This window comes from Blastomonas natatoria (assembly GCF_003201955.1).
Taxonomy (GTDB): domain Bacteria; phylum Pseudomonadota; class Alphaproteobacteria; order Sphingomonadales; family Sphingomonadaceae; genus Blastomonas; species Blastomonas natatoria.
In genome coordinates, this window is record NZ_QJJM01000008.1 from 143,579 (window position 1) to 169,103 (window position 25,525).

Annotated in this window: 24 protein-coding genes and 1 tRNA gene; 10 read left to right on the forward strand and 15 right to left on the reverse strand. The window is 64.8% G+C overall.

The window, feature by feature from the left end; translation table 11 throughout:
* Window positions 1-66: 66 nt before the first annotated feature.
* Window positions 67-2,379, forward strand: coding sequence for a DNA topoisomerase IV subunit A (gene parC, locus C7451_RS11715; RefSeq protein WP_110299148.1), 2,313 nt, complete (start codon window positions 67-69; stop codon window positions 2,377-2,379).
* A gap of 163 nt (window positions 2,380-2,542) precedes the next feature.
* A complete protein-coding gene (locus C7451_RS11720) occupies window positions 2,543-4,195 on the forward strand; it encodes a putative bifunctional diguanylate cyclase/phosphodiesterase (protein WP_167398520.1) in 1,653 nt (550 codons plus the stop codon).
* Here the strand turns inward: C7451_RS11720 and C7451_RS11725 are convergent, their stop codons facing one another.
* From C7451_RS11725 to C7451_RS11740, 4 genes are read right to left on the reverse strand one after another with little or no spacing between them, the layout of a single operon-like run.
* A complete protein-coding gene (locus C7451_RS11725) occupies window positions 4,196-5,395 on the reverse strand; it encodes a CCA tRNA nucleotidyltransferase (protein WP_110299150.1) in 1,200 nt (399 codons plus the stop codon).
* On the reverse strand, window positions 5,392-5,982 hold the full coding sequence (locus tag C7451_RS11730; RefSeq protein ID WP_110299151.1) for a CoA pyrophosphatase: 591 nt from the start codon (window positions 5,980-5,982) through the stop codon (window positions 5,392-5,394). The genes C7451_RS11725 and C7451_RS11730 overlap by 4 nt, the downstream gene beginning before the upstream one ends.
* Entirely contained in the window at window positions 5,979-6,560 is a 582-nt protein-coding gene (locus C7451_RS11735) for a DUF1285 domain-containing protein (RefSeq protein WP_110299152.1), read from the reverse strand. Before C7451_RS11735 ends, C7451_RS11730 begins: the two co-directional genes overlap by 4 nt.
* 60 nt (window positions 6,561-6,620) lie before the next feature.
* Window positions 6,621-7,139, reverse strand: a complete 519-nt coding sequence (locus C7451_RS11740) for a GNAT family N-acetyltransferase (RefSeq protein ID WP_110299153.1) — start codon at window positions 7,137-7,139, stop codon at window positions 6,621-6,623.
* Between the two features lie 162 nt (window positions 7,140-7,301).
* Here C7451_RS11740 and C7451_RS11745 point away from each other — a divergent pair, with 162 nt between their 5' ends.
* On the forward strand, window positions 7,302-8,093 hold the full coding sequence (locus C7451_RS11745; protein WP_110299154.1) for a DUF1499 domain-containing protein: 792 nt from the start codon (window positions 7,302-7,304) through the stop codon (window positions 8,091-8,093).
* Between the two features lie 4 nt (window positions 8,094-8,097).
* Here C7451_RS11745 and C7451_RS11750 read toward each other — a convergent pair whose 3' ends face one another.
* Window positions 8,098-8,541 (reverse strand): PaaI family thioesterase, encoded by a 444-nt coding sequence (locus tag C7451_RS11750; protein WP_110299155.1) that lies wholly within the window; start codon window positions 8,539-8,541, stop codon window positions 8,098-8,100.
* A gap of 159 nt (window positions 8,542-8,700) precedes the next feature.
* Between C7451_RS11750 and C7451_RS11755 the strand changes: the two genes are divergently transcribed.
* Complete coding sequence (locus C7451_RS11755) at window positions 8,701-9,276, forward strand: superoxide dismutase family protein (protein ID WP_110299156.1); 576 nt, start codon at window positions 8,701-8,703, stop codon at window positions 9,274-9,276.
* Here C7451_RS11755 and C7451_RS11760 read toward each other — a convergent pair whose 3' ends face one another.
* The 4 genes from C7451_RS11760 to C7451_RS11775 all read right to left on the reverse strand — a co-directional run bounded on the left by C7451_RS11760 (window position 9,277) and on the right by C7451_RS11775 (window position 12,481).
* Window positions 9,277-10,026 (reverse strand): hypothetical protein, encoded by a 750-nt coding sequence (locus tag C7451_RS11760; protein WP_244181840.1) that lies wholly within the window; start codon window positions 10,024-10,026, stop codon window positions 9,277-9,279.
* 112 nt (window positions 10,027-10,138) lie between these two features.
* Window positions 10,139-10,214: transfer RNA gene (locus tag C7451_RS11765), tRNA-Thr, on the reverse strand.
* Window positions 10,215-10,246: 32 nt separating this feature from the next.
* Window positions 10,247-11,140, reverse strand: coding sequence for a hypothetical protein (locus C7451_RS11770; protein WP_110299158.1), 894 nt, complete (start codon window positions 11,138-11,140; stop codon window positions 10,247-10,249).
* Between the two features lie 6 nt (window positions 11,141-11,146).
* Complete coding sequence (locus C7451_RS11775; protein ID WP_244181843.1) at window positions 11,147-12,481, reverse strand: serine hydrolase domain-containing protein; 1,335 nt, start codon at window positions 12,479-12,481, stop codon at window positions 11,147-11,149.
* 96 nt (window positions 12,482-12,577) lie between these two features.
* On the opposite strand from C7451_RS11775, the gene C7451_RS11780 reads away from it, so the two are divergent.
* Together C7451_RS11780 and C7451_RS11785 are read left to right on the forward strand one after the other, a co-directional pair.
* Window positions 12,578-12,865: a BrnT family toxin gene (locus C7451_RS11780; RefSeq protein WP_110299159.1), complete on the forward strand. Its 288-nt coding sequence runs from the start codon at window positions 12,578-12,580 to the stop codon at window positions 12,863-12,865.
* A complete protein-coding gene (locus C7451_RS11785; protein WP_146215356.1) occupies window positions 12,849-13,145 on the forward strand; it encodes a hypothetical protein in 297 nt (98 codons plus the stop codon). Before C7451_RS11780 ends, C7451_RS11785 begins: the two co-directional genes overlap by 17 nt.
* Here C7451_RS11785 and C7451_RS11790 read toward each other — a convergent pair.
* Entirely contained in the window at window positions 13,142-14,464 is a 1,323-nt protein-coding gene (locus tag C7451_RS11790) for a replication-associated recombination protein A (RefSeq protein WP_110299161.1), read from the reverse strand. The two genes, C7451_RS11785 and C7451_RS11790, sit on opposite strands and share 4 nt — an antisense overlap.
* Window positions 14,465-14,592: 128 nt before the next feature.
* Between C7451_RS11790 and C7451_RS11795 the strand changes: the two genes are divergently transcribed.
* Window positions 14,593-15,237, forward strand: coding sequence for a PadR family transcriptional regulator (locus C7451_RS11795; RefSeq protein ID WP_110299251.1), 645 nt, complete (start codon window positions 14,593-14,595; stop codon window positions 15,235-15,237).
* 155 nt (window positions 15,238-15,392) lie between these two features.
* Here the strand turns inward: C7451_RS11795 and putA are convergent, their stop codons facing one another.
* Window positions 15,393-18,878, reverse strand: a complete 3,486-nt coding sequence (putA, locus tag C7451_RS11800; RefSeq protein ID WP_110299162.1) for a bifunctional proline dehydrogenase/L-glutamate gamma-semialdehyde dehydrogenase PutA — start codon at window positions 18,876-18,878, stop codon at window positions 15,393-15,395.
* 210 nt (window positions 18,879-19,088) lie between these two features.
* On the opposite strand from putA, the gene C7451_RS11805 reads away from it, so the two are divergent.
* Both C7451_RS11805 and C7451_RS11810 read left to right on the forward strand, forming a co-directional pair.
* The gene (locus tag C7451_RS11805) at window positions 19,089-20,195 is read left to right on the forward strand and encodes a DUF47 family protein (RefSeq protein WP_279629493.1); all 1,107 of its coding nucleotides are present in this window, start codon (window positions 19,089-19,091) and stop codon (window positions 20,193-20,195) included.
* An 18-nt stretch (window positions 20,196-20,213) separates the two neighbouring features.
* Window positions 20,214-21,221, forward strand: a complete 1,008-nt coding sequence (locus C7451_RS11810; RefSeq protein ID WP_110299163.1) for an inorganic phosphate transporter — start codon at window positions 20,214-20,216, stop codon at window positions 21,219-21,221.
* A gap of 15 nt (window positions 21,222-21,236) precedes the next feature.
* Here the strand turns inward: C7451_RS11810 and spt are convergent, their stop codons facing one another.
* Both spt and C7451_RS11820 read right to left on the reverse strand, forming a co-directional pair.
* On the reverse strand, window positions 21,237-22,436 hold the full coding sequence (gene spt / locus C7451_RS11815) for a serine palmitoyltransferase (RefSeq protein ID WP_110299164.1): 1,200 nt from the start codon (window positions 22,434-22,436) through the stop codon (window positions 21,237-21,239).
* Window positions 22,437-22,482: 46 nt separating this feature from the next.
* Window positions 22,483-22,722, reverse strand: a complete 240-nt coding sequence (locus tag C7451_RS11820) for an acyl carrier protein (protein ID WP_023836291.1) — start codon at window positions 22,720-22,722, stop codon at window positions 22,483-22,485.
* 134 nt (window positions 22,723-22,856) lie between these two features.
* Between C7451_RS11820 and C7451_RS11825 the strand changes: the two genes are divergently transcribed.
* Window positions 22,857-23,465, forward strand: coding sequence for a Pycsar system effector family protein (locus tag C7451_RS11825; RefSeq protein WP_208625204.1), 609 nt, complete (start codon window positions 22,857-22,859; stop codon window positions 23,463-23,465).
* On the opposite strand, the gene C7451_RS11830 is transcribed toward C7451_RS11825, so the two are convergent.
* The gene (locus C7451_RS11830; protein WP_110299165.1) at window positions 23,455-24,369 is read right to left on the reverse strand and encodes an NAD-dependent epimerase/dehydratase family protein; all 915 of its coding nucleotides are present in this window, start codon (window positions 24,367-24,369) and stop codon (window positions 23,455-23,457) included. The two genes, C7451_RS11825 and C7451_RS11830, sit on opposite strands and share 11 nt — an antisense overlap.
* Window positions 24,366-25,490 carry a glutamate 5-kinase gene (proB, locus tag C7451_RS11835; RefSeq protein WP_110299166.1) on the reverse strand — a complete coding sequence of 375 codons (1,125 nt, stop codon included), beginning with the start codon at window positions 25,488-25,490 and terminating at the stop codon, window positions 24,366-24,368. The genes C7451_RS11830 and proB overlap by 4 nt, the downstream gene beginning before the upstream one ends.
* Window positions 25,491-25,525: the final 35 nt, after the last annotated feature.

Genomic DNA, 25,525 nt, shown 5'->3' on the forward strand with positions numbered 1-25,525 from the left:
AAATTTTCCCCAGAAATCCGGGTGCCCCCTCTCGCTTTCGCTAGTTTCGACTGCTAGGCGCAACGCATGGCAGACGAGGCGAGCGCCGGTTCCGGCGACGACATTCCCGAAATCGAGAACACCTCGTTCGACCGTGCGCTGTCGGATCGCTATCTCGTCTATGCGCTCTCCACCATCACCGCGCGCTCGCTGCCCGATCTGCGCGATGGCCTCAAGCCCGTCCACCGCCGCCTGCTCTGGGCGATGCGGCAATTGAAGCTGGACCCGGCGAGCAGCTACAAGAAGAGCGCGCGCGTTGTCGGCGATGTCATCGGCAAATACCACCCGCATGGCGATGCCTCGGTCTATGACGCGATGGTCCGCCTCGCGCAGGATTTCGTGCTGCGCTATCCGCTGGTCGACGGGCAGGGCAATTTCGGCAATATCGATGGCGATAACGCTGCCGCCTATCGCTATACCGAGGCGCGGCTGACGCGCACCGCGATCGAGCTGATGGCCGGGCTGGACGAAGGCACGGTCGCGTTCAAGCCCACCTATAATGGCGAGGAGGAAGAGCCCGAGGTCTTTCCGGGCCTGTTCCCGAACCTGCTCGCCAATGGCGCCAGCGGCATCGCGGTGGGCATGGCGACCTCGATCCCGTCGCACAACGTGCTCGAGATCATCGATGCGGCGATGCTGCTGATCAAGCGGCCCGAAGCCAGCCACGAGGACATCATGGCGGTGTTCCTGGGGCCGGATTTCGCCACCGGCGGTGTGCTGGTCGACAGCGCGGAGAGCATTTCCCAGGCCTATCGCACCGGACGCGGCGCGTTCCGGCTGCGCGCGCGCTATTCGACCGGCAAGGATGCGCAAGGCAACTGGGAGCCGACCGGCATCGAGAAACTGCCCGGCGGCACCTGGCAGCTGATCATTAGCGAAATTCCCTATCAGGTGCAGAAGGGCAAGCTGATCGAGCAGATCGCGACGCTGATCGCGGAGAAGAAGCTGCCGATCCTCGCCGATGTCCGCGATGAATCGGACGAGACCATCCGGCTGGTCATCGAGCCCAAGAGCCGCAATGTCGATGTCGATGTGCTGAAAGACAGCCTGTACCGGCTGACCGATCTCGAAATCCGCTTCCCGCTCAACTTGAACGTGCTCGACGAGACGCGCACGCCGGGCGTGATGGGCATCAAGCCGCTGCTCGAATCCTGGCTGCGCCACCAGATCGTCATTCTGGTCAACCGCAGCCGCCACCGGCTGGAGAAGATCGCGGCGCGGCTCGAGCTGCTACGCGGCTATATCATCGCCTATCTCAACCTCGACCGGGTGATCGAGATCATCCGCACCCAGGATGAGCCCAAGCCCGTGATGATGGCCGAGTTCGAGCTGACCGACCGTCAGGCCGAGGCGATCCTCAACATGCGGTTGCGATCTCTGCGCAAGCTGGAGGAAATGGAGCTGCGGCGCGAGCATGATGCGCTGCTCGCCGAACAGGCCGAACTGGAAGAGCTGCTCGCCGACCCGGGCCTGCAGAAGAAGCGGCTGACCAAGAACCTGAAGGCGCTGCGCGCGCTGTATACTGGTAATACCGAGCTGGGCAGGTTGGGTGTACGCCGTACGGCGATCGAGGAAGCCGCGCCGGCGCGCGAAATTCCGCTGGAAGCGATGATCGAGCGTGAGCCGGTGACAGTGATCATGTCGCGGCGCGGCTGGATCAAGGCGATGAAGGGCCATGCGGACCTGTCGGCGGCGGAGCTCACCAAGTTCAAGGAAGGCGATGGCCCCGGCTTTGCCTTCCACGCGCAATCGACCGACAAGCTGCTGATCGCGCTCGACAATGGCCGTTTCTACACCTTGGGCGCGGAAAAGCTGCCCGGCGCGCGCGGTTTCGGCGAACCGGTGCGCGGCATGCTCGACATGGATGCCGATGCGCAGATCATCGCGCTGATGCCCTATGATGCGCAGGGCAGGCTGTTGCTTGCCGCGTCGAACGGTCGAGGGTTCCTGGCGGAGATGGCCGAACTGATCGCCGAAACCCGCAAGGGCCGGCAGGTTGTGAACCTCAAGGCGGGCGTGAGACTGATGGTGATTCGCCGGGTCCCGCCGAGCGCGGATCATGTCGCGGTGGTCGGCGAGAACCGCAAGCTGGTGGTCTTCCCGATCGCCGAGCTTCCGGTCATGGCGCGCGGCCAGGGCGTGCAGCTGCAGCGCTACCGCGACGGATCGCTCTCCGATGCGACGACATTCCGGCTGGAAGACGGGCTCAGCTGGGCCATGGGCGGAGACAGCGGCCGCACCCGCACCGAAAAGGACATGGGGCTCTGGCGCGTGGCACGTGGCGCTGCCGGGCGCCTTCCCCCCAACGGCTTCCCCAGGAACAACAGGTTCGACGGTTGAATTGCAACCGAATGCAAATATTTTTGCCTGCGTTTTAAGTGAATTTTACATGTTTTCCGGTTAGCTGGTGCTAACCATGGTAAGCCCGACCCCGTCTTCGAAATCGCGTAGCAGGAACGCTCCGGATCGCCCCAGTGCGCTGTCCGCACCGCGTGCGCATCCGATGTTGATGGCTGCGCTCGATCCGCTGCCCATCCCGGCGGCTGTCGTGATGCGTGCAGGCGAGGACCTGGAGTTCATGGCGACCAATCCGGCCTTCAGCGAGCGCGGTCTTGCGCCGGGCGAGCCCAACGGGCTGGACCTGAGGTTGCTGACCGAGCTGATTTCGGTCGCCTATCGCAATGACAGCGGCAAGGCCGTGAAACCGTGGATGTCGCAAGACCCCATCAAGCCGCGCCGTTATGATGTCACCGTTGCGCGCATGGACTTGCGCGGAATGGAATGGCCGCATTTTCTGGTCAGTTTGATCGACCGTACCAGCGAGATAGAGACGCACGACAGTTTCCGCCGCGAGACGATGCGCGACAGCCTGACCGGTCTTCCCAACCGGGCGGGTTTCGAGGACGAAGTCGAAAACCGGCTCGCGGATGCGCCGGTCAGCGGGCGCGGCAATCTGGGCGCCTTTGCAATCTTCACGCTCGATATTGCGCGGTTCAGTCAGATCAACGAATGCGCCGGCAGCATCGTGGGCGATGAACTCATTATCACCGTGGCGCGCCGGCTGATGGGCCGCATGCGCAAGACCGATGTGGTCGCCCGCATCGGCGGCAACGAGTTCGCGCTGTTCGTCCCCCTGCGCGGCACCAGCGAACGCGAACTGATGCGGATCACCAACCGCATCCGCAGCATCTTTGCCGATCCCTATCGACTGTCCGATCTCGAGATTCAGATCGATGGCGCTATCGGTATCGCGCTGAGCAAGCAGGGACAGACCGACTGCGCGAACTACATCCGCCAGGCGCAGATTGCCCTGAAGCGCGCCAAGCAGACCCGTCAGGCGGAAATCTATACGCCCGAGGAGCTCGACAAGGCGCGGCGCCGCTTCACGCTGGAAACCGAACTGCGCAAGGCGATCGAGCTCGACCGGCTCGAGCTGTATTTTCAGCCGCTGATCGACCTGAGCAACGGCTTCGTCACCGGCTTCGAGGCACTGGCGCGCTGGAAGGATCCCGATTACGGCATGATCTCTCCGGCGGAGTTCATCCCCGTGGCCGAGGAATGCGGGCTCATCCTTCCGCTCGGCCGTTGGGCGCTGGATCGGGCGTGCAAGGTGCTGGGCGAATGGGACCAGAAGGCCGGCGAGGAACTGCCGCTCAAGATCAGTGTCAACGTGTCGGCCGCGCAGTTCGCGCGCGATGACATTCCCAGCATGGTCTCCGGCATTCTGCGTGCCAACAGGACCAGGCCTGAGCGGATCATGCTGGAACTGACCGAGTCTGTCGTGGTCAGCGACCCCGCCCGCGCGGTCAAGGTAATGAATGCACTGCGCGCGCTCGACGTGTCGCTCGCGATGGACGATTTCGGCACCGGCTATTCGAACCTTGCCTATCTGCAGCAACTGCCCATCGACGTGCTCAAGATCGACCGCAGCTTTGTCACGCACATGCTGCAGGAGCGCGACAAGGTGGCGATCGTCCGCGCCATCCTTTCGCTGGCCTCGGCGCTGAACATGGAAACCACGGCAGAAGGCATCGAGACGCTCGAGATTGCGCATACTCTGGCGGCACTCGGCTGTTCGTATGGCCAGGGCTATTTCTATTCGCCGCCGGTGCCTGCTTCGCGCGCCTATGAATTCATGATGGAGCGCATGGGCTGATCAGCCCGCCTGGACCACCACCTCGCTGGCAATCTCGCCAAGCCTTGCGCTGTCAGGAAAATCTTCGGCGATCCAGCGGCGCCTGATCTCGCCAAGAGCTCTGGCGACATCGGGGCCTGCATTGATGCCCAGCGCGATTATGTCGCGCCCACCCAGCGGAAATGCGGGTACCTGCCAGCCCTGAAGGCTCTGCCAGCCGCCTTGCAGCAACGTCTCGGGCGCGCGCAGCAGCAACCAGGGCGCGATCAGGTCTTCGGGCTGAACCTGCGCCGCGATCTGCCGCGCGGTCCCGCCAGCAGGCCATGGCGTCGCATAGCGCGCCATGGCAAGGCGCTGCGCCTTGGAGAGCCGCAGCCGCGCTGCGACGGTATCGGAAAGCAGCGGGTCCTCGGGCAGAAGGGCAGCGAGCCGCAGCAGCGCATTGCGTTCCGCCCCCACAGTTTGCTCACGCGACAGCAGGTCCGCAAGCCGGTCCAGACCGTCCTGCGCCATTTCCGGCAGGATAACCGGCCAGATCCCGCATTGCTCCATCAGCCGCACGGACCTCAGCGGATCGGCGCTGCCCAGCAGCAGCAGCAATTCGCGCGCTATGCGTTCGCGTGACAGGGCTTTCAGGCGTTGCGCGTGCCGGGTACAGGCCGCCATCGCATCGGCATCGACTGCGCCGCCGAACCGGGCATGGAAACGGAAATAGCGCAGGATCCGCAGATGATCCTCGAGAATTCGTTCGCCTGCATCGCCGATGAAGCGGACCAGCCGCGCCTCGAGATCGGCAAGGCCGTTGAAAAAGTCGGTCACGTCCAGCGTGGCCGGGTCCGCGAACAGCGCGTTGATGGTGAAGTCGCGCCGCGCCGCATCCTCGCGCCAATCATCGGTGAAAGCGACTTCGGCATGGCGGCCATCGGTGGTGACATCACGGCGCAGCGTGGTGATCTCTACCGGCCCGCCGGGCAGCACGGCCGTGACCGTGCCATGCGCCAGCCCGGTCGGCACGGCACGCAATCCGGCCTGCTCCAGCCGGGCGATCACCTCTTCGGGCAGAAGCCGGGTGGCGATGTCGATATCGGTTGCCTCGATGCCGAGCAGCGCGTCGCGCACGGCGCCGCCGACATAGCGGCACTGGCCACCATCGGGGTCGAGCGCGGCCAGCATGGCCTTCAGATCTTCGCGCTGGCTCCAGGCGGCGGCGATGCGTGTCATGCCAGAACCCCTTCCAGCCGGCGCGACAGGTTGGCGATGATGCCTGCGGTCACACCCCAGATGCGCCTCTGCCCCCATAGAATTTCGATATAGTTGCGCTCAGCTCCTTTCCAGAAGGTTGAATGCGCATGGTGATTGGAACGATCGAGCACGAAATCGAGAGGGACCTCGAACCAGTCGGCCACCTCGCCGGGATTGGGTGAATAGCTGAGATCCGGCGGGATCACGCCCAGCACCGGGGTGATCGCAAAGCCGCTGCCGCTCCGGTAGACATCTGCCGTCCCGACCACGCGGACGTGACCCGGCGCGAGGCCAAGTTCCTCGTCTGCCTCGCGCAGCGCAGCGGCAATCGCGTCCTCGTCTTCGGGGTCGATCTTGCCGCCGGGAAACGCCACCTGGCCCGGATGACTGCGCAGATAATCGGGTCGCTGGGTCAGGATGACGCCGGGCTGCGGCCTGTCGGTCACCGCAATCAGCACGGCAGCGGGAACATGCACGCCCCGATCCGGACGGATGTGCGCTTCGTCGATCGATGTCATGCCCTGGCTTGCGGCAAGCGCCTCGGCCAGGCGATCATACAGGCTCATGCGACCTCTATCGTGTCGAGCCGGAAGCACGCACCGTCGCTCCAGATGGGCAGGCCGGCCTCGGGCGCTTCGGTTTCCTCCAGCGCCAGCTCGACCAAATCATAATAGACCGCGCGTTCGATCCGGGCTTCGAGCCCCCGCCAAAGGCCGAGATACGGGCGCGGCTCGTCCGCATCGCCGCGCATGATGATCGGGCGATCGGGACCGGCGACCACCAGTTCGTCGGTGTTGAGCCGGAAGGCGAGGCGACGCTGGTCGCCGGTCCCTTCCGATTTCAGCTCGACGGCCAGCAGCGGCGCATCCTCGACCGCGATCCATTGCCGTTCAAACGGAGTGACGAGCGCATGACGCCCGTCCTCTTCGCGGCGCAACACGCTGGCGAACAGCCGGACCATTGCCGGGCGCGAGATCAGACCGCCCTGGTGATACCAGCGGCCATCGGCAGCGATCCGCATCTGGCTGTCGCTTTCGTGCGCCGGGCTCCATTGCTCGACCGGCGGCAGCTTGCGCGCGGCGACCAGCCCCGCAATATCGGCGAGCGAAAGGTCCTGCAGTTCAGGGGGCGGATCGTAGGGCATCGGGCGTCAGATAAGCATGGGTGGCTGCCGATGCAAAGGGCGATGCGGCTACCGCGCGCCTCAGGTCAGACGCCAGGGGCCCAGCAGCCCGCGTTCCGGCATCAGCGAATCCGGCCGTGCCAGGGCAAGCAGCCTGTGCTGCTCATACGGCCCGGGAAGCGTCCATCCGCCGGTCCGCTCGGCGGAAAAGCCGAAGCGTGTCCCGTAATATTCGGGATCGCCGAGCAGGACGAGCGGCATCTTCTCGCCCACGCCCATCGCGCCGAATACGGCTGCCATCAGGGCACGGCCGATGCCTTGATCCTGATGATCGGGCGCGACGCCGACCGGGCCGACCAGGATCATCGGATAGGCCAGCCCGTCCGGATCGGTCAGCGCCACGGGCCAGCACTGGATGGTGCCGACCAGATAGCCATCGCCATCGATCGCGGCAAAGCTCAGCCCCGGCAGGCAGGACAGACCCTCGCGGACCTTGTAGATGGTGCGGCTGTGGCGATCCGGCCCGAACACCAGGTCGAGCAGCTCTTCAACCCAGGCTTTATCCACCTGATCCAGCGGGATAATGTCGAATTCAGTCATCGTTCCAGACGGCTAAAGGGGGCATGTGCGTATACGTTGGCGCCCTTAGGGGCGGGGGGGCGGCGAGTCGAGCGCTATTCGCAACTGGAGGTCCCGGCGCTAAGGGTTTGCCAAAGCGACAGGGCTTTTCTATGTGTGGCTTGCAGGCAACAGGGGGAGTTCATGGACGAAACCGCAAAACCGCACGGATCGATCTGGCTGGCACGCCTGTGTCTGTTGCTCGGCGCGGGCTCGATCATCATGGCGCTGATCGGCGCCGTCGGTGCCGGGCAGGACTGGTGGGCCAAGCTGACCGGTGTCAGCGTTGTTGCGGCTGCCCTGGTGGTTGCGCTGGTCGGCCTTGCCTTCTCGCTGATCGTGCTGCTGCTCTATCGCAAGAAGGGCAAGCGCATCCGCGAACTCACCGTCATGGGGCTCGTCTGTTCGCTCGCCTATCTTGGATTCATGGGATACTGGATCAATGTCGGACGCAGCGTTCCGGCCATTCACGATATAACCACCAATCTCGACAATCCGCCGCAGTTCCAGGTGCTCAAGCTGCGGCCTGACGATTTTGCCGACATTCCGGGGCGCGGCGATCCGAAATATTCCGGGATGGACGCCAAGGAGCGCTGGAAGGTGCTGCATCGAGGCGCCTATGGCGATCTGAAGACCGTCGTCATCAGGCTGCCGGTCGATCGCACGGTCACCCTGGCGACCGAGGTGGCGCGCGAGCGCGGATGGGACATTGCCCTGTCCAAGCCCGGGGAAGGACGGCTGGAGGCGACCGACACGGTCTCGCTGTTCAAGTTCAAGGACGATGTCGTGGTGCGGGTCCAGCCGGGTCCGGGGGGACTGACCAGCGAAGTCGATGTGCGCAGCGTCTCGCGTGTCGGGCGCAGCGATCTGGGCGTCAACGCAAAGCGGATTCGCGGATTCCTCAAGGACGTGCAGGCCGCAGCCCCGAAGAACTGAAGCGTCAGCCGCTCCCCAGTGCTGCGCTGGAGGCCTGCTCGACCCGGCTTCGGTCGGCAAGCATCAGCGTCGAACTGGCCTTTGCCAGCACCTTGCCCTGGTCGTCGAGCAATTGCCCCTCGAAAAAGCAGGTGCTGCGTCCGCGCCGTTCAACCCACGCCCTGGCCATGACCAGCCCGGGCCGCGCTGGCGCAAAGAAGCTCACTTTCAGTTCGAGCGACATCGGCACGATGTCCGGCCCGGTCATCGCCATGGCGGCATGGGCCATCGCAGCATCGATCCAGCCGGTCACGAAGCCGCCCTGGACGACGCCGCCCGAATGGCACATGTGCATGCCGGCCTGATATTCGATGGCCGCTCGGCCTTCCGGATCAAGCTCGACAATCCGGACGAATCCGAGTGATTGGTTGAGTTCGGTTGGCGGGCTACTGGCAATGGTCAGGCTCATTCGGAATCCACTCCTGTGCATCTTGGGGCACTTGCCGCCAGACAATCGGCAAGCGGCAGCAAAGTCAAACGGACTTTCCGCTGGCTGATTGGCCGCCTGTCGCATCGGCGGAACCCTGGCGTGCCCTTCCGGGTAAATGATGAAAGACAGGAGCCTATCATGACCTTGCCTCACCAGTTTTTCACCGTGTCAGCCCTTGCCTGCAGCCTTGCGCTGGCTGCGTGCGGGAATGAAACACCCGAACCGGCACCTCAGGAGGAAGCCGATCGCGCCTATATGTCCGCGGAAACGGCCCCTGCCATGGCAACGGCGATGCTCAAGACGGCTGACGGTGCTGACGCAGGCATGGTCACGGCTACACAGGGCGATGACGGGATAAAGCTGACGATCAGCGCCAGTGGCATGAGTGCGGGCGAGCACGGCATTCATGTTCACACGACGGGCAAATGCGAAGGGCCCAGTTTCGAAAGCGCAGGCGGCCATTGGAATCCGATGGGTGCCAAGCACGGACTCAGCAACCCGCAAGGCCAGCATCACGGCGACATGCCCAATCTGGTCGTGGCCAGTGACGGCAGCGGCAAGATGGACACGGTTCTGAGCGAGGCGCAGCTGGATGAGATGCTCGATGCGGACGGTGCTGCCCTGGTGGTTCATGCCAAGGCCGACGATCAGATCACCGATCCCTCGGGCGACAGCGGTGACCGCGTGGCTTGCGGAGTGTTCGCCCGCAGCTGATCATCGATCCCGCAAACCATAATCTATCCGGATACGCACCCACTCGCCGACTTTCGACACCCCGCCAACACGCGGGGGTCGAACCCTGAACTGCCAGGCCGCCGCCAGCACTGCACGCGCGATGCCTGACCCCTGCGGCGATTCCGCAATCTCGTAGCAATCCTCGACCCTGAAATCGGAAACCGTGCGACATGCGATCAGGGCCCAGCCAGGACCTCGCGCGGTCGACAGATACCCTTTCAGTTCGTCGTCATAGGGTTCGCGGTACCATGCGGCGGCAAAGAGCGGCTCGCCATTGGGCCCCGAACCGACACGCTCGCTATCGCCCGGAACACCCTTGTCGGCCGGACCATAGACCCGGCCGGGCTTGATCACCGCCCTGGCTTTCGGGGCGGCGGGCGGTGCTGCAGGCGCCGGGATGGGCGACGGAAGAGACACAACGGGTGGCGGGGTGGGCGAAGGTTGCGGCGAAACCACCGGACTGGGTGTCTCGACCGGACTCTCCTCGCTTTCGGTCGGTTCGGGCGAGCGCGATGCATTTTCGGCAGGCTTCGGGCTGTCCTGCTCGGTCTTTTCCGCACTCGGTTCGGGAGTGACGCCGAATACAGTCATCAGCGACTCCTCGCGTTTCTCTGCGGGTGGCGCGATGGAAAGCGACAGCAGGGCGAGGACGAACAGGAGCTCGGCAACAAGCGCCAGAATGATGCCGCCGGCGCGCTCCCCGAACCGCGAGCGCAAGGCCTCGCGCAAGCGCCATATCCTCGATGCGGGTTCTGGAAGAATTTCAGCGGGGGCAGGGTCCATCAGCGGCAGGTCAGCTTTCGTGCGGTTGCGGCCCCCCGGCCCCTGAGCGCATCGCAGATGGTGCCGCTTGTCGGATTCGAACCAACGACCTACCGCTTACAAGGCGGTTGCTCTACCAGCTGAGCTAAAGCGGCTTACCCATCGCGATTGCGCCGGGTGCCATGCGCTATTTGACGCCAAAGGTCCAGCCTTCAGTGCGCCGAATTGTGTCGTCCAGCGCTGCAGGATGCCAGAAAGTCTGCCACAGTTCCGGATCGCGTGCCGCATGGCGCAACCAGGCGGCGGTGATGATGGCATCGGTGCTGTGATCATCGTGCGCCGCCAGCGGGGCAGGCGCCGCCGTGTCGAGCGCGGCGAGCGCCTGGTGCAGCCCCGCAGCATCGCGGACCTTGCTGCGGCCGCCCGCAATCCCTGCTGCCCGCGCGGCAATACTGGTATAGATCTCGACGATCACCGGGCCGTTCTGTGGAACCGGATCGAACGGCCAGATCGGTATCCGTCCCGCCAGCCGGTTGAGCACGCGCATGCCGGTAAGGCTCGACTTTCCGACCTGCGCGGCGCCGACGAGATTGAAACAGCTTGCGCTGTTCGCCTGTCTGGTCTTCCGCTGGTGGTGTTCCACCGCGCGCAGCCTTCCTGTGCCAAGGCTGCCAAACCTGTCGCCGGTGTCATCCTTTCCATGACGGAAATAGCGCCGCGCTTCGGCATGCTGGACGAAGCTGCTGGCTGCAAGGTGATCGTCCCCCGAGCACAGACGATCGACCAGAGCCCAAAGCTCGCGTGCATCCCCGGGACTATGATCCCAGCCCGGGAAATAGCCGTCCGCGTCGATAAAGGGGAAGGTGGGCGACAGGTCCAGGCCGATCAGAATGTCGGTCCCGGCCCGGGCAAGATCAAGCAGCCATTCCAGTGCGGCGGCGCGAGACCAGCCGCCTGGCGGGCGCACCAGAACGGGCTGCGCGCCCGGCGCGGCAGCGATGGTCGCCAGCGCGAGTCCCTTGGGCCGAGCCACTGCCTGGCCCGACCAGTCGAAACAGGCATAATGCTGGAAACGGCGCATCGGACGTCAGCGGACCTGCTTCAGCACCTCGGCCGTGAATTTCGCTATGTCGAACTGGTCGCCGGCATTGTCATAGCCGCGGCGGACGATCGCCAGATCCCGGCTGGGGATGATCACCAGATACTGGCCACGATTGCCGAAAGCGGCGAAGGCATCGGCGGGCACCCCCTCGCTCCTGTTCATCAGCCAGAAGCTCGCGCCATAGCCGAACGGCCCGTCCGGCTGCGGCCCGCCGGGCTTGGTCACATAATCGCGCCAGCCGGCGGGCAGGATGCGTTTGCCGTCCCATAGACCGTCATTGAGGTAGAGCAGCCCCATGCGCGCCATGTCGCGCGCGGTGGTCCAGACCTGGCTAGAGAGGATGTAATTGCCCTGCCAGTCTGTCTCGGCCCAGGTGCGGGTCATGCCGATGGCATCGAACATCTGGTGCGGGTGGAGATCGGGCGCGGCGTCGCGCGCGGCAAGCATGGCAAGCAGGATGTCGTTATTGGCATAGCGGAAAGTCGAACCCGGCTGGTGCAGCATCGGCCATTGCGTCGTCCATTGCCGGACCTCGCCCGCGCTCATGTACACCGCGTCGGTGCGGTTGCCGGGCGTGTCGCTCACCAGCCCGCTGGCCATCCGCAACAGGTGATCGACCGTGATCGTGCGGCGCGGATCGCCTCCGACATTCCATTCGCGCACCGGCGTCTCGGGAATGCTGAAACCCTTTTGCCGGACGAAGCCCGCAAAAGTGCCCGCCATCGACTTGGCGACCGACCAGGTGCGCTGGGCAGTGTGCAGATCATACCCCTGCTTGTAGCGCTCCTGCACGATGCGCCCCCTGTGGACGATCACGACGCCGCTGGTCTTGCCGCCAAAGGCCTTTTCCTCGAAGGCGCTCTCGATCAGCAAGTCAAATGGCGTGATCATCATGATGCGCGGGTCGCTGGCATTGGCATCGCCCATCGGCCAGGGCCGGTCATCCAGGCTGCCCGCGGGCGCACGCTCCATGTCCTCGGCGGGCAGGCGGCGGCCGTCATTCTTCCACCCGATCGGCATCGATGTGCAGCCGGTGACCGGATTGTGCCGCGCGACGCGTGGCGGCATGTCCTCGGCAAAACCCACGCTCACCTGACGCGCCGCCTCGTCGATCTCGGCCTTCAGACCGGGCACGATCGGCGCAATGTGCGGGTAAATACCGGTCAGCTCGTCGGCCTCGATATCGGCGATGGTCTTGTTGCCGTTCCAGAGGCCAGAGCACAGGAACTGCGCCTTGTAGCCCGCCGCCTCGGCCAAGGTGGCGCGGGTGGGACCGGCCGGCGGCGGCGTCTGCTGCGCTGTTGCGGGAGCGCTCATCATGCCTAGAGCCAGGACAAATCCTGCGATAGTCTGGCAACGGCGGGCGGGGCGGAAGAGCTTTGGCATCATCAAGAACTCCAGCGTGGGCACAGCGTTATGGAATTTGAATGGGACGAAGCCAAGCGCTTGATCAATCTGGAAAAGCACGGGATCGATTTCCGCCGTGCGACAAAGATCTGGGAGCGCCGCGTCATCGATCCTTACGAAGACAGCGTGACAGGCACAGAGATTCGGCACATTGCGCTGGGAATGATTGGCCATGACGCGAAGTTCATTGCTGTGGTATACACGCTACGAAACGGTAAAAGGCGGATCATCAGCGCGCGGCGAGCAAGACATTATGAGCGGCAAGATTACCAGAGTCAGTTTGGATACGGTGTTTGAATCGGACGAAACCGACTGGGCGCGGCTCGATGCGATGACCGAAGACGATATCGAGCGCGCGATCGAGGGCGATCCCGAATGGGCGGCGTTCAACGATGTTTCGGACCTTCAAAAGCGAGCGGGCTTCTCGCTGTTTCGCGGACCCGACGACCAGTGGCGCTGGCTGTTGAGTGACCAGTCGGGCCTGGTGATCGGGCAGAGCACCGTCGCCTATCGCTACAAGGGCGATGCCATCGCGGCGGTGCGAGACCTTTTCGAGAATATTTCAAAAGCCGCCTAACCCCGGTTCTTCCGCAAATCCTCCCATACCCGCATGCGCTCCGCGATTCGGGCTTCATAGCCGCGCTCTACCGGCTGGTAGAAACGCTCCGGTTCCATCTCGTCAGGCCAGTAGTTCGCGCCGGAAAATCCGTCCGCCGCGTCATGGTCATAGGCATAGCCCTTGCCGTAACCAATGTCCTTCATCAGCTTTGTCGGCGCGTTGAGTATGTTCTGCGGCGGCATCAGTGATCCGGTGGCCCTGGCGCTTTTCCACGCGGCCTTTTGCGCGGCATAAGCGGCATTCGATTTTGGCGCGGTGGCGCAATAGAGGCACGCCTGCACGATTGCCAGCTCCCCCTCGGGAGAACCCAGAAACGCATAGGCATCCTTGGCGGCGAGGCATTGCACGAGCGCCTGCGGATCGGCCATGCCGATGTCCTCGCTGGCAAACCGTGTGATGCGGCGCAGGACATAAAGCGGCTCCTCGCCCGCCACCAGCATCCGCGCGAGATAATAGAGCGTCGCCTGGGGATCGGAACCGCGCATCGCCTTGTGCAGCGCGGAGATGAGATTGTAATGCCCCTCGCGATCCTTGTCGTAAACGGGCATCCGGCGGTGCAGCAGCGCCGCGAGCCCTGCTGGATCGAGCGGTGCTTCGACGCGGATCGACAGCAAGGTCTCGACCTGATTGAGCAGGAAGCGGCCATCGCCATCGGCCGAGGCGATCAGCGCGGCGCGGGCGTCATCGGTCAGCGGGAGCGTGTTGCCCGTCAGCCGTTCGGCACGTGCGATCAGTTCGCCCAACGCCGCCTCGTCCAGCCTGCGGAGGATCAGCACCTGCGCACGGCTGAGCAGCGCAGCGTTGAGCTCGAATGAGGGGTTTTCGGTCGTCGCGCCGACCAGCACCACCGTGCCGCGCTCGACAAATGGCAGAAAGCCATCCTGCTGCGCGCGGTTGAAGCGGTGAATCTCGTCCACGAACAGCAGCGTGCGCTGGCCTGCGCCCGCCATCCTTTCCGCTTCGGCAAAGGCTTTTTTGAGGTCTGCAACGCCCGAGAATACGGCAGAGATGGCGACGAAGCGCATGCCCGTCGCCTCGCCCAGCAGCCGCGCCATGCTGGTCTTGCCGGTGCCGGGCGGACCCCAGAGGATCATCGAAGAGAGCTTGCCTGCCGCAACCATCCGCCCGATCGCGCCATCGGGGTCGGTCAGATGACCCTGGCCGATGATCTCAGACAGCGATCGCGGGCGCAGCCGGTCGGCGAGCGGCGCATCGGGGCCGGGTGCAGCTTCGCCAGCGGCGGCAGCGCTGGGCAAGGTATCGAACAGATCGCTCATCGTTTCAACGCTAGCGGCTGGAGCGGAATCGCGAAAGGGCAGGTCGTCGCATTTCGCCTCTTGACCAAGATGTAATAAGATATATCTTGTAGCTATCGGGATACACAGGAGCAAGAATCGATATGAGTATGCGTTTCAAGATGGGCGGTGGCCCGCGTGGCCGTTTCGGCGGAGCGGATCCGTTTATCGCCATGGCTTTCGGGCGTGGCGGTGGTCGCGGCTGGGGTGGCGATTGGGACTTCGGCAATTTCAGCTTTGACGGCGGTGGCCGGGGCGGGCGCGGCGGCGGTGGTCGTGGACCGCGCGGACGTCGGCGGATGTTCGACAGCGGCGAATTGCGGCTGGTGCTGCTGGCGCTGATCGAAAAGGAGCCGCGCCACGGCTATGACCTGATCAAGGCGATCGAGGAGATGACCGGCGGCGATTATGCGCCGAGCCCCGGCGTGGTCTATCCGACGCTCAGCCTGCTGGAGGACAGCGGCCTGATCGCGTCGGTCGAAACCGAGGGATCGCGCAAGGCCTTCCGCATCACCGATGCGGGCGTCGCGGAGCTGGCCGAAAAGCGCGAGGAGGCCGACGCCTTGTTAGCGCGGTTGACCGAAGCGGGTGAGGAGCGCGAGCAGCGTGCCGGGGGGCCGCAGATCGGCCGCGCGGTCGGCAATCTGATGGCGGCGATGGCGCACCGCCTCGCCAGCGGAGAGGTGGACGCAGAGTTCAAGCACCAGGTCGCCGAAATCCTCGACGAAGCCGCACGCAAGATCGAGCGGCTGTAATCGCGTGAGCCGATAAGCCCTCCCCCTTGATGGGGGAGGGCAAACTCTACTGCAAATGTTCTCCGGCGAACGCCGGAGCCCGGGAGCGAGAACGAGCCAACATCGCTCTGGATTTCCGGCTTTCACCGGAAAACGGTGATGAGCGTGAAACGAGTTCAAGCCAGCAGCGAGACATTCCCCCCGGCAGCGGTCGTGTCGATGCAGACATGCCGTTCGTGCACGCAGCGCGGCGCGAAATCGGCCTCGGTGAACAGCGGCAGGATTGCCCCATCCCGCGCGGCCAGCGCCTTGCAGATGGCGCGCTGGTCGTCGGCGGAACTCCAGATGGCGACCGCATCGAAGCCCTCGATATGCGCCAGATCGGCGCGCTCGATAAAGCCGTCGATGCTGTGCGGTCCCTTGGCGCCGGGAACAACGATCAGCGTCGCGCACCCTTGCTTTCGGGCAATGTCTGCCTGCTGCATGGCTGCGTCGACTGTCGGACCCAGGCACAGCACGCGGCCGCGCGCGAATGTCGAAAGCACGTTGGATTCGCCCGTGGGTCCGGGCATGGTCATGCTGCCCAGCGGTAGTTCGGTAACGCGGGGAAGGGCGGCCAGCGCGGTTTCCACCTCGGCGCGACCGGCAATGCGGGTCAGCGGCGGCAGATCGAGCTGCATCCCTTCGGCAGCGGCAAAGCGCGGCAGATAGCGCGGGCCACCTGCCTTGGGGCCGGTGCCCGAGAGTCCCTCGCCCCCGAACGGCTGTGCGCCAACTACCGCGCCGATCTGGTTGCGGTTGACGTACATATTGCCGGCATGGACGCGCGCTGTGATCTCGTCGACGCGGCTGTCGATGCGTGTCTGAAGCCCGAAGGTCAGGCCATAGCCGCGCGCATTGATCCGCTCGACCAGTGTGTCGATCTCGCTCGCCTCGAACGTTGCGACATGCAGCACCGGGCCGAAAATCTCTTCGGCCAGATCCTCGATGCCGTTCACCGCGATCGCGGCGGGGCCGACGAACCAGCCGGTCTCGGGCGCATCAAGCTGTTTCAGCAGCCGCCCTTCACGGCGCGCCGTCTCGATATGGCCGACAATCTTCTCGCGCGCCTGATGGTCGATCACCGGGCCGACATCATTGGCTAGCCACCACGGATCGCCCAGTGTCAGCGCATCCATCGCGCCGAACAGCATCTCTTTCAGCGATTCGGCAATGTCGCGTTGGACATAAAGCATGCGCAGCGCCGAACAGCGCTGCCCCGCCGACTGGAAGGCCGACGCCACGATGTCGCGCACCGCCTGTTCGGGCAGTGCGGTCGAATCGACGATCATCGCATTGAGTCCGCCGGTCTCGGCGATCAGCATGGCATCGGGTGCGCATCCTTCGGCCATCGCGCGGTTGATCGTCTGCGCGGTCGCGGTCGATCCGGTGAAGCAGGTGCCCGCGATCGCCGGATCACTGGTCAGCACGGCGCCAATGACGCGGCCCGGCCCCGGCAGCAGCTGCAGCGCGCTCACCGGCACGCCTGCCTCGTGCAGCAATCGGGTGCCCAGATGCGCGATCAGCGGCGATTGCTCCGCCGGCTTCGCCAGCACGGCATTGCCCATGGCGAGGGCAGCCGCGATCTGGCCGGTAAAGATCGCCAGCGGGAAGTTCCAGGGCGAGATGCAGGTGATGATTCCGCGTGGGCTCGATGCGGGCGCGGCGAGTGCCTCGGCGGCATAATAGCGCAGGAAATCCACCGCCTCGCGCAGTTCGGCGATCGCATCGGGCGCACATTTGCCAGCCTCGCGCGCCAGCAGCGCGAATATCTCGCCATGGTTCGCTTCGAACAGATCGGCGGCGCGGGTCAGCGCGGCAGCGCGCTCGGCGACCGTTGCATCCCAGACCCGCGCGGCGGCGATGGCGGCTTTCGCCTCGGATTCTCCCGCATCGGTGACGGTGCCCACCTGCCGGTCGGTCTGGGCGGGACTGAACACCTCGCGCGGCGCTGTGCCCGAACCCGCTTCGACCGCGAGGATCGGTGCAGCTTGCCACTGATGCTCGGCAAAAGCGCCGCGCGATTCGAGGAATTCGTTGAGATCGGCGCGGTTGGCGAGGTCCCAGCCGCGCGAATTGACGCGCGATGGGGCGTAGATCGCTGCGGGGCGGATGATCTTCGCATCGGCTTCGGCGCGCGCGGCCTCCAGCTGTTCGAACGGATCGGCGGCGATCGCCTCGGCGGGCACCGCATGGTTGGCGAGCTGGTTGACGAACGAGGAGTTCGCGCCGTTCTCCAGCAGGCGGCGGACCAGATAGGCGAGCAGTTCGCGGTGCTTGCCGACCGGCGCGTAGATGCGCGAGCGCACCTTCTCGTTGCGCAGCAGCGCGTTGTGCAGCGGTTCTCCCATGCCGTGAAGGCGCTGGAACTCGAAATCGTCGCGGTTGCCCGCCATTTCCAGGATCGCCGCGACGCTGTGCGCATTGTGCGTGGCAAATTGCGGGTAGATGCGGTCGGTGAGACGCAGCAGCTGCGCGGCGCAGCAGATGTACGAGATGTCGGTGGCGGCCTTGCTGGTGAAGACCGGGAAGTCGGGCACGCCATCGACCTGTGCGCGCTTGATCTCGCTGTCCCAATAGGCGCCCTTGACCAGCCGGACCATGATCTTGCGGTCCAGCGATTCGGCCAGCCCATAGAGCCAGTCGATGACGAAGCTGGCGCGCCGGCCGAAGGCCTGGACAACGACGCCCAGCCCGTCCCATCCGGCGAGCGTGGAATCGTTCATCACCAGCTTGATGATGTCGAGCGACATGCCGAGCCGATAGGCTTCCTCGGCATCGATATTCAGCCCGATCTTCGCATCGCGCGCGGCGCGGGCGAGCTCCAGCACCCGGTCGGCGAGCGCGGGGACGCATTCGTCGGCCTTGCTCATCTCGTAGCGCGGATAGAGCGCCGAGAGCTTGATCGACAGACCCGGATTGGTGCGCATGTCGTCGGTCTTGGCGGCATCGGCAATCGCGCGGATCGCCTGCATGTACGATGCGAAATAGCGGTCTGCATCGGGGAAGGTGAGCGCCGCCTCGCCCAGCATGTCATAGCTGAACGTAGCGCCCTCGGCCGCCCATTTGCGCGAGCGCTTGAGCGCTTCGTCCATGTCTTCGCCGAGCACGAACTGGTTGCCCAGCTCCTTCATCGCGCGGCGCACCGCGGCGCGGATGACCGGCTCGCCCAGCCGCTTGATCGCGCCGCGCAGCGCATCCAATGGCCCCTTGCTCGACGGCCCTTCGAGCACCGATTGCGTCATCGAAAGCGCAAAGGTGCTGGCGTTGACCAGCGTGTTTTCCGACTTGCCGAAATGCTCGCGCCAGTTGGCCGGGCTGATCTTGTCCTCGATCAACTCGTCGATCGTCTCGGCATCGGGCACGCGCAGCAATGCCTCGGCCAGGGTCATCAGCGCCAGGCCCTCGTCGCTCGACAGGCCATAGGTGCCGAGGAAGCTTTCCATCAGCGTGGGACCTGAGGCGGCGCGCACATCCTCGACGACGCGCACGGCGCGTGCACGGATGCGCGCGCGCAGTTCGGGCGAAGGGGCGTAGTTCGCCATCAGATAATCGAGCACCGTGCCCTCATCGGCACGATGGTGAGCGCGCACGGCATCGCGCAGCGCAAGCAATTCGGTCATGGGTGTCGGCCTTTTCCGGGGAGGACCATCGCGCCGCCCTTACAGATATTTGCGGGCAATTGAAGCCTTGCAAGAGGCCCGGCGCAACAAAGCCGTGGGTAGTCGCACCGCGCCACCGCGAAACCCGCAGAAATCGCTTTGCACGGGCAATTGTTACAGATATGCGGCGCTTTTGTTACAAAGGGGTCCGACATTCGCCAGATCGCAGCATTGCCCTATCGCACCGCGCGCGACGATGTGAGCGCGCCGGTGACGATCCTGCTTGTCACCTCGCGTGAGACGCGGCGCTGGGTGCTGCCCAAGGGCAACATGATCGATGGCCTGCAACCGCATGCCGCCGCCGCACACGAGGCCGAGGAAGAGGCAGGAGTCAAGGGCGCGGCCTGCCCGACTTCGCTCGGCAGCTATCGCTATCGCAAGAAGCGCAAGAACGGCGCGATGCTGAACGTCGCGGTCGAGGTTTTCCCGTTCTCGGTCACTGATGTTCTGGACGAATGGGAAGAGCAGGACCAGCGCGACCGGCAGTGGTTCTCGCTCGAAGAGGCCGCGCAACTGGTCGACGAGCCCGAACTGTCCGAACTCATCCGCCGCTTCCGGGCGAGCGACGCCGACCGTCGCATCGCCAAGGGCGGCTTTCTTCCAGATACGCAAAAGGCTTCTCCGAAAATGGCGGTCTTCTCCTGGGTCCAGGCCCTGCTGCCCAAACAGGGCAATTTCTTCGAACTGTTCGAGGCGCATGCGCTGACGCTGCTCTCCGGCTCCAATGCGCTGGCGCGGCTGCTGAACGGCGGGCCGGGCATGGCGGATCATGTCCAGGAACTGGTCGAGCGCGAGCACGAGGCCGACCAGATCACCCGCGAGGTGCTGCAGACCGTGCGCCGCACGTTCCTGACGCCCTTCGACCGCAGCGCGATCACCAGCCTGATCGGCGCGATGGACGATGCCATCGACGAGATGCAGAAGACCGCAGGCGCGATCGACCTCTATGAGGTGACCGAGTTCAAGCAGGAAATGAAGGATATCGCCGCGATCATCGTCGATTGCGCGCGGATCACGGTCGAGGCACTGCCGCTGCTGCGCAATGTCAACAAGAACGCCCATCGCCTGCACGAGCTCACCGAGCGTCTGGTCATCATGGAGGGCCATGCCGACGAAATCCATGCGCGCGGTCTCAAGGCGCTGTTCAAGGAGCATGGTGCAGCGAGCCCGATCCAGTTCACGGTCGGGCGCGAGCTGTTCATGCATCTCGAGCGCGTGGTCGACCGGTTCGAGGATGTTGCCAACGAGATCGACGGTCTCGTCATCGACCACGCCTGACGCAACGCTGCGCTTCTCATGGAAACCACCATCATCGCCATGCCGCTGCTGATCGCGCTGATCGCGCTCGCGCTGGCATTCGACTTCCTGAACGGCCTGCACGATGCCGCCAACTCGATCGCGACCGTGGTCTCGACGCGGCTGCTCAAGCCGGTGCATGCGGTGCTGTTCGCCGCGTTCTTCAACTTCGCGGCCTATTGGATCTTCGGGTTGAAGGTCGCCGAAACGATCGGCAAGGGCATTATCGACGCTGATATCGTCAATCCGCAGGTGATCTTCGGCGCGCTGGTGGGCGCGATGTTCTGGAACGTCGTCACCTGGTGGAAGGGTATACCCTCATCCTCCAGCCACGCACTCGTCGGCGGGTTGATCGGGGCAGGCGTGATGCGCGCGGGGCTGGACGGCATCGTCTGGTCGGGCGTGCTCAAGACCGCGTCGGCGATCGTGCTGTCGCCGACCATCGGCATGATTCTCTCGATCCTTCTGGTGGTGCTGACATCATGGATCTTCCTGCGCGCCACCGCCAAGCGCGCCGAAGGCGTGTTCAAGAAGCTGCACCTGGTCTCGTCCGCCGCCTATTCGCTAGGCCATGGCGCCAATGACGCGCAGAAGACGATGGGGATCATCACCGTGCTGCTCTATTCGCAGGGCATGCTGGATGGCGAGTTCGCGGTACCCGAATGGGTGGTGCTGAGCTGCTATGTCGCGATCGCGCTGGGCACCCTGTCGGGCGGGTGGAAGATCATCGAGACCATGGGCACGCGCATCACCAAGCTGTCGCATCAGCAGGGCTTCTGCGCCTCGTCGGGCGGATCGGTGATGCTGTTCGCGGCGACCGCGTTCGGTATTCCCGTCTCGACGACGCACACGATCACCGGCTGCGTCGTCGGCGTCGGCGCGGCGAGGCGCGCCTCGGCGGTGCGCTGGGGCGTTGCCGGGCGCGTGGTCATAGCCTGGCTGATCACCATCCCGGCTTCGGCCGCGGTGGGCGCGCTATTCTATTGGCTGACGACGATCTGGGGCTGATCGGCCGGGCCGGGATCAGAGGATCCCGACCTCCTTGCCCGCCGCCTCGAAGATGCCAAGAATCTGCGTGACCTGCTCGCTCGAATGCTCGGCGCAGAGCGAGCAGCGGAGCAGCGTCATGCCGGCGGGCGTCGCCGGCGGGCGGGCGAGGTTGACGTAAAGGCCGCGCTCGAGCAGCGCCTGCCACATCTGCGCGCCCTTGAGCATATCGGGCATGATCACCGCGATGATGCCGCTCTGCGCCTCGGGCGTGCCGAGCGCAAAGCCCAGATCGCGCAGACCCTGATGCAGGCGCTTTGAGTTTTCCCACAGGTGCGCGCGCTTGTTGCCTGCGTGCATGAGCTTGCGGATGCTGGTCGCGGCGGTGGCGACGACGCTGGGCGGCAGGCTGGCGGTGAACACATAGGGACGGCAGACCAGGCGCAGCACCTCAAACTTGGGGTGGTTGGACACACAGAAGCCGCCCACGGTGCCGACCGACTTGCTGAACGTGCCGATGATGAAATCGACATCGTCGATCACGCCCGCCGCCTCGGCGACGCCGCGGCCATGTTCGCCGATAAAGCCCATCGAATGCGCCTCGTCGACCAGCACCATCGCGCCGGCGGCCTTGGATACCGCGACCATTTCCTTGAGCGGGGCGATGTCGCCCAGCATCGAATAGACGCCTTCGAGAACGACCAGCTTGCCCGCTTCGGGGGGCAGGCGCTTCAGCCGCTTTTCCAGCGCTTCGACATCATTGTGGCGGAAGGCGACGATCTGCGCATTGCCGAGTGCGCAGCCGTCATAGATCGAGGCATGGCTGTCGATATCGAGGATGATGTAATCGTCCTTGCCCGCCATGGTCGAGATGATGCCGAGATTGGCCTGGTATCCGGTGGAAAAGACCATGGCATGGTCCATGCGATAGAATTCCTTGAGCGCTTCCTCGCATTCGCGGTGCCCGGCATAGGTGCCGTTGAGCACGCGGCTGCCGGTGGTGCCCGATCCGAAATTGTCGAGCGCCTGCTTGCCCGCCTCGAGCACATCGTCGTCAAAGGTCATGCCCATGTAATTGTAGGTGCCCAGCAGGATCGTTTCCTTGCCGTTGCACATCGCCACGGTAGGCGATTTGACCGATTCCATCACCAGCGAGAAGGGATCGCGCACGCCGGTAGACAGCAGCGCCTCGCGCTCGCCGATCAGGGCGTCGAACTTGGAAAACAGGTCGGTCATTCGGGGTCTCTACAAGGTTGGGGAAAATGCGCAGGATAGCGCGGGGTCAGGCGGTCAGCTTCTCGACCGCGGCGACCAGCTGGCCGACGGTTTCGATCTCGGCCTGCATGTTCATGGTGATGATGATGTCGAATTCGTCCTCGATTGCCGCGACGAAATCCATGACGGTGAGGCTGTCCCATTCCAGATCGGAGGCAAAGGTGGTGCTCTCAGTCAGCGCGACGCCCTTCTTGTTGAAGGGTTCGATCTGCGCGGCGATCCGGTCGTAAATGGCGGTGTCGGTCATGTCTTGCTTTCGTCCGTAACGGTTGTCTCTGCCCATGCCCCGCGAATGCGGCACAATCGCGGCAGCTTGTTGCAGCCAGAAGGGCAGTGTGGCGGTGCTTGTCAAGCGCGGTCCGGCTGTGTCATGCGTTTGTCATGGAACAGGGGGCCAAGAACGCACGAATCGAAACGCCGCGTCCGGCAATCCCCAGCCCATGGCCGCAGACGCCGCACACCTTCTCGCCGCACGCCATTCACCTGATCCGTACTTCGGTACAGACCAATCTCGCGCTCAGCCAGATGGCCGACCAGAAGGCGAGCATCCTGATGGGCGCTACCTTCGTGGTGTTCACCATCGCGGTAGGCCAGGCGCGTGGCGGCAATGTCAGCCTGCCGCTCATGGTGCTGGCGCTGTTCGCGTTTCTTTCGGCCATGTGCGCGGTGTTCGCCATCCTGCCTTCGGTGCGCGGGACCCCCAAGCCCAAGGGCGACGTGCCGCCGGGATCGACCAACTTCATGTTCTTCGGCAATTTCTCGCAGATGACCGAAGATGATTTTGCCGATCTGGTGATCGACCAGCTGCACATGGACGAGACGATCTTCCGCACCATGCTGCGCGATGTCCACCAGAACGGCATGGTGCTGCAGCACAAGAAATATCGCTATCTCGGCCTCGCCTATCGGCTGTTCCTGATCGGACTGACCATCACCTTCGCGTTGTTCCTGATCGAGATGGTGCTGGGCCACCCCATCATCAGAGCTTGAGCCAGCCCTGCGCGCGGTACCAGCGCGCAGTATCGACCAGACCTTTGGGCGTCGCGATTTCAGGCCGCCAAAGGTCGCGCGGCGGACGACGCAGCGGGTCGGACGTCCAGTCGCTGTGCGCGATATAGCGTGCGCGATCAGGGGTCAGCTTGGCCTTCTTGCCGCGCAGCAACCGGTCGGCGCGCGCTGCCATGAACAGGGCCGGCTTTGGCGCCCGTGCAGTGCGCACCTTGCGCCCCACTGCGCGGCCCAGCGCATCGGCAAAGTCCTCATGGCTCCAGCCCTGCGGGGTGCCGTCATCCGCCTCGTAGATCGCTCGCGGCTCGCCTGCGCCGCCCGCGAGCCGAACCAGCAGCGCCGCCAGATCGGCAACGTGGATCACCGACATGCGTCCGCTCGGCGGCAACAGCACCAAGCCTTTTGCGGCCAGGCGGAACAGGTCGAGCATCTCGGTATCGCCAGGACCATAGACCGCCGGTGGGCGCACCATGATCCATTCGCGGTCGGAAGCGGTGACCCTGTCCTCGGCCTCGGCCTTGGACCAGCAATAATTGGACAGGGCGCGCTCGCGCGCTGCCAGCGACGACACATGAACGAAGCGATCGACGTCCGCCGTTTTTGCCGCAGCGAGCACGTTCTCGGTACCGGTAATGTTGCCTGCGATGAAGCCAGCCCGATCGGGCGCGCTGACCACGCCTGCAATGTGCAGCACGACATCCGCGCCTTCGCAGAGCTGCGCAAGGCTGGCAGGATCGTCGAGCGCGCCCCGCACCCAGATGACGCCGTCGCGCTCGCGCTGCGGCTTGCGGGCGAGCGCGCGGACGCTGTGCCCCGCCGCGAGCGCCTGGTCGATCGTCACGCCGCCGACAAAGCCGGTGCCGCCGGTCATCGCGATCACGCTCATAGCAGCACCATCTGGTCGCGATGGACGAGTGCGCTGCGCGGTGCATAGCCCAGCACTGGCGCAATCGCATCGCTGCGCAGGCCGATGATGCGCGCAGCATCGGCAGCATCATATTCGCTGAGGCCGCGGGCAATGATCTCGCCCGACCCATTCGCCACCTCGATCACGTCGCCGCGGGTGAACCGGCCTTCGATCGCCGTGGCACCCGCTGGCAGCAGGCTCGATCCCTTGGCGAGCGCCTCTGCTGCGCCCGCATCGACGATGATCCGTCCGCGCACGGTCATGCGTCCGGCCAGCCAGAGCTTGCGGCCCTTGCCCTGCTTGCCGGCGGTGAACACGGTGCAGCGCCCGCTCTCGTCCAGGCGCTGCAAGGGGTGGTCGTGGGTGCCGTTGGCGATGGCGAGATGCGCGCCCGCGCTGGTGGCGATTCGCGCGGCCTCCAGCTTGGACAGCATTCCCCCCGATCCCATGCCCGAGGCCGAGCCGCCATCGGCCATGCTGCGAATGCGCGCATCGATGCGCGCGACGTTCTCGACCAGCCGGGCGTCGGGATCGTTCTTCGGATTGGCGGTGTAGAGCCCGTCGACGTCCGAGAGCAGCACCACGCCGCCTGCGCCGGCCGCCTGGGCGATGCGCGCGGCGAGCCGGTCATTGTCGCCGAAGCGGATTTCCTCGGTTGCGACCGAATCATTCTCGTTGATCACCGGCACGACATCGAGCGCGATCAGGCGGCGCAGCGTTGCCGAGGCGTTGAGGAAACGGCGGCGATCCTCGAGGTCGTCGAGCGTCACCAGCATCTGCGCGGCGGTGATGCCGTGTTCGCCTAGAAGTTCGGCCCAGCACTGGCTGAGCGCGATCTGTCCGGTCGCGGCGGACGCCTGTGCATCCTCAAGACTCGCACGCCCGCCCTTGGGCAGGCCAAGCCGCCGCGCACCAAGCGCGATCGCGCCCGAAGAGACGATGACGATGCGCTGGCCTGCCTTGATCCGCGCGGCGATATCGGCGACCAGCGAGGCCAGCCATTCGCGCCGCACCTTGCCCTCGGGCGCGACTAGCAACGCCGAGCCGACCTTGACGACGAGGACCGGGCAGGTGGCAGGGGAGAGGGGGGAGGGGGTCATTTCCCAGTGAACCCATCCTCGTCATTCCCGCGAAA

Bases quoted from the DNA above. Each gene is read 5' to 3' on its own strand.
- parC (WP_110299148.1), top strand. From the start codon at position 67: ATGGCAGACGAGGCGAGCGCCGGTTCCGGCGACGACATTCCCGAAATC.
- C7451_RS11720 (WP_167398520.1), top strand. From the start codon at position 2,543: ATGTTGATGGCTGCGCTCGATCCGCTGCCCATCCCGGCGGCTGTCGTG.
- C7451_RS11725 (WP_110299150.1), bottom strand. From the start codon at position 5,395: ATGACACGCATCGCCGCCGCCTGGAGCCAGCGCGAAGATCTGAAGGCC.
- C7451_RS11730 (WP_110299151.1), bottom strand. From the start codon at position 5,982: ATGAGCCTGTATGATCGCCTGGCCGAGGCGCTTGCCGCAAGCCAGGGC.
- C7451_RS11735 (WP_110299152.1), bottom strand. From the start codon at position 6,560: ATGCCCTACGATCCGCCCCCTGAACTGCAGGACCTTTCGCTCGCCGAT.
- C7451_RS11740 (WP_110299153.1), bottom strand. From the start codon at position 7,139: ATGACTGAATTCGACATTATCCCGCTGGATCAGGTGGATAAAGCCTGG.
- C7451_RS11745 (WP_110299154.1), top strand. From the start codon at position 7,302: ATGGACGAAACCGCAAAACCGCACGGATCGATCTGGCTGGCACGCCTG.
- C7451_RS11750 (WP_110299155.1), bottom strand. From the start codon at position 8,541: ATGAGCCTGACCATTGCCAGTAGCCCGCCAACCGAACTCAACCAATCA.
- C7451_RS11755 (WP_110299156.1), top strand. From the start codon at position 8,701: ATGACCTTGCCTCACCAGTTTTTCACCGTGTCAGCCCTTGCCTGCAGC.
- C7451_RS11770 (WP_110299158.1), bottom strand. From the start codon at position 11,140: ATGCGCCGTTTCCAGCATTATGCCTGTTTCGACTGGTCGGGCCAGGCA.
- C7451_RS11775 (WP_244181843.1), bottom strand. From the start codon at position 12,481: ATGATGAGCGCTCCCGCAACAGCGCAGCAGACGCCGCCGCCGGCCGGT.
- C7451_RS11780 (WP_110299159.1), top strand. From the start codon at position 12,578: ATGGAATTTGAATGGGACGAAGCCAAGCGCTTGATCAATCTGGAAAAG.
- C7451_RS11790 (WP_110299161.1), bottom strand. From the start codon at position 14,464: ATGAGCGATCTGTTCGATACCTTGCCCAGCGCTGCCGCCGCTGGCGAA.
- C7451_RS11795 (WP_110299251.1), top strand. From the start codon at position 14,593: ATGCGTTTCAAGATGGGCGGTGGCCCGCGTGGCCGTTTCGGCGGAGCG.
- putA (WP_110299162.1), bottom strand. From the start codon at position 18,878: ATGACCGAATTGCTTGCGCTGCGCGATGCCGTGCGCGCTCACCATCGT.
- C7451_RS11810 (WP_110299163.1), top strand. From the start codon at position 20,214: ATGGAAACCACCATCATCGCCATGCCGCTGCTGATCGCGCTGATCGCG.
- spt (WP_110299164.1), bottom strand. From the start codon at position 22,436: ATGACCGACCTGTTTTCCAAGTTCGACGCCCTGATCGGCGAGCGCGAG.
- C7451_RS11820 (WP_023836291.1), bottom strand. From the start codon at position 22,722: ATGACCGACACCGCCATTTACGACCGGATCGCCGCGCAGATCGAACCC.
- C7451_RS11825 (WP_208625204.1), top strand. From the start codon at position 22,857: ATGGAACAGGGGGCCAAGAACGCACGAATCGAAACGCCGCGTCCGGCA.
- C7451_RS11830 (WP_110299165.1), bottom strand. From the start codon at position 24,369: ATGAGCGTGATCGCGATGACCGGCGGCACCGGCTTTGTCGGCGGCGTG.
- proB (WP_110299166.1), bottom strand. From the start codon at position 25,490: ATGACCCCCTCCCCCCTCTCCCCTGCCACCTGCCCGGTCCTCGTCGTC.